The sequence below is a fragment of the Bradyrhizobium sp. P5_C11_2 genome, assembly GCF_054049755.1.
This window is the reverse complement of sequence record NZ_JBFULT010000893.1, coordinates 1-1,893: the sequence shown is the minus strand read 5'-3', so window position 1 is coordinate 1,893 and position 1,893 is coordinate 1. Positions and strand designations below refer to the sequence as shown.

Below are 1,893 nucleotides of genomic sequence, written 5' to 3'. Positions count from 1 at the left end.
GTTCCCTCCGGCACCGACCAGTCGAGCCGGTCGCGCCCCCCGGAGGTGGTGTCACCCGACACCCCGGCATTGATCATGGCGACATCTATGCCTTTGTCCTGCAAGGATTTTTGGAGTTTGGCGGGAAATGCCTCCTGGCCCGGAAGGCCGARGCCGGCGCTCAGGGAATCGCCGAGGACGACGAGCTTGATCGGTTTCGCCGCAGGTTGGGTCTGGGCCGAGGCCGTATTTGCGACCGTCATCAAAGCGAGCATCAACACGGCTATGTGCATGAACAATCCGTAACGCCTCTCGACCGCGTGTGCGGAGTTGCCATATGACCGGACCATGGACAGTCGCATCGAATCCTCTTCGCTCGCCGGCACCACGCCGGACACCATCGCCATCTCCAACGTCAATCTCTCACTGGGTACCGGCGCGGCACGCGTTCACATCCTCAAGGATATCAGCCTGCGGGTGGGCCGTAGCGAGACGATCGGCCTGATTGGCCCGTCAGGCTCGGGCAAATCCACGCTGCTGATGGTGATGGCGGGGTTGGAGCGTCCTGATAGCGGAGAGGTGGTGGTCAACGGCACGCCTTTCAATGCCCTCGACGAGGACGCGCTCGCCCGCTTCCGCGGCCGCCAGGTCGGCATCGTCTTCCAGTCCTTCCACCTGATCCCGACCATGACGGCGCTCGAGAACGTCGCCGTCCCGCTCGAACTCGCCGGCAATCCCGATGCGGCAAAACGCGCGGCACAGGAGCTGCAATCGGTCGGGCTCGGCGACCGCCTGCATCACTATCCGACCCAGCTCTCCGGCGGCGAGCAGCAGCGCGTCGCGCTCGCCCGCGCGCTGGCGCCCGATCCCGCCATCCTCGTCGCCGACGAGCCGACCGGCAATCTCGACGAGGCGACCGGCAAGCAAATCGTCGATCTGCTGTTCGGCAAGCATGCCGAGCGCGGCATGACGCTGGTGCTGGTCACCCACGATGCCTCGCTCGCGCATCGCTGCGATCGCGTGATCCGCCTGCGTTCGGGCCGCATCGACACCCAGACGACGCAAGCATGAGCGCCGCCGCCGAACCGTTCGTGCGCCCCAATGGCGTCGCCCTGTCATTGCGCTACGCGCTGCGCGAATTGCGCGGCGGCCTGCGCGGCTTCTACGTCTTCATTTCCTGCATCGCGCTCGGCGTGATGGCGATCGCCGGCGTCGGCTCGGTCTCGGCGAGCCTCAGCGATGGTCTCGCGCGCGAGGGCCGCACGCTGCTCGGCGGCGATGTCTCGTTCGTGCTGTTCCAACGCGAGGCCAAGCCGGAGGAAGTCGCCTTCCTGCGCTCGCGCGGCACYGTCTCGATCGCGGCCACCCTGCGCGGCATGGCGCGCTCGGCCGAGGGCAAGCTGGCGCTGGTGGAGATGAAGGCGGTCGACGGCAGCTACCCGATGCTGGGACAATTGACGCTGGCGCCACCGCTGCCGCTGTCCGATCTGCTCGCGGAGCGCGACGGCGCATTCGGCGCCGCCGCCGATCCGACGCTGCTGGCGCGACTCTCGCTGAAGACCGGCGACCGCGTCACCATCGGAGCTGCGACCTTCCAGATCCGCAGCACCGTCGAAGCCGAGCCCGACAAGCTCGCCGGCGGCATCGGCTTCGGCCCGCGCTTCCTGATCAGCGAGGCGGGCTTGCACGCCACCGGCCTGATCCAGCCCGGCAGCCTGGTGCGCTGGGTCTACCGGGTGAAGCTGCCGGACGCCGCCAACAGCGACCGCGCCACCGACGCGTTCATCGCCGATGCGCGCAGCGCCGCGCCGCAGGCCGGCTGGGAGGTCCGCAGCCGCTCCAATGCCTCGCCGCAGCTCGAACGCAATATCAACCGCTTCACGCAGTTTCTGACGCTGGTCGGCCTCGCCGCCC

General features: G+C 68.1%; 2 protein-coding genes and 1 pseudogene. 2 read left to right on the top strand and 1 reads right to left on the bottom strand.

All coding sequences use genetic code 11. From position 1 onward, the window contains the following. Positions 1-272, bottom strand: a pseudogene (locus tag ACXJL8_RS39975) (arylesterase); the annotation flags it as partial. A gap of 55 nt (positions 273-327) precedes the next feature. Between ACXJL8_RS39975 and ACXJL8_RS39970 the strand changes: the two are divergent. Then, positions 328-1,050: an ABC transporter ATP-binding protein gene (locus ACXJL8_RS39970; protein WP_456686919.1), complete on the top strand. Its 723-nt coding sequence runs from the start codon at positions 328-330 to the stop codon at positions 1,048-1,050. Further along, positions 1,047-1,893 (top strand): ABC transporter permease (locus tag ACXJL8_RS39965; protein WP_456686918.1); only part of this gene is annotated, 847 nt, incomplete at its 3' end. The genes ACXJL8_RS39970 and ACXJL8_RS39965, both read left to right, overlap by 4 nt.

Coding starts and splice junctions, on each gene's coding strand:
- ACXJL8_RS39970 (WP_456686919.1), top strand. CDS start 328: ATGGACAGTCGCATCGAATCCTCTTCGCTCGCCGGCACCACGCCGGAC.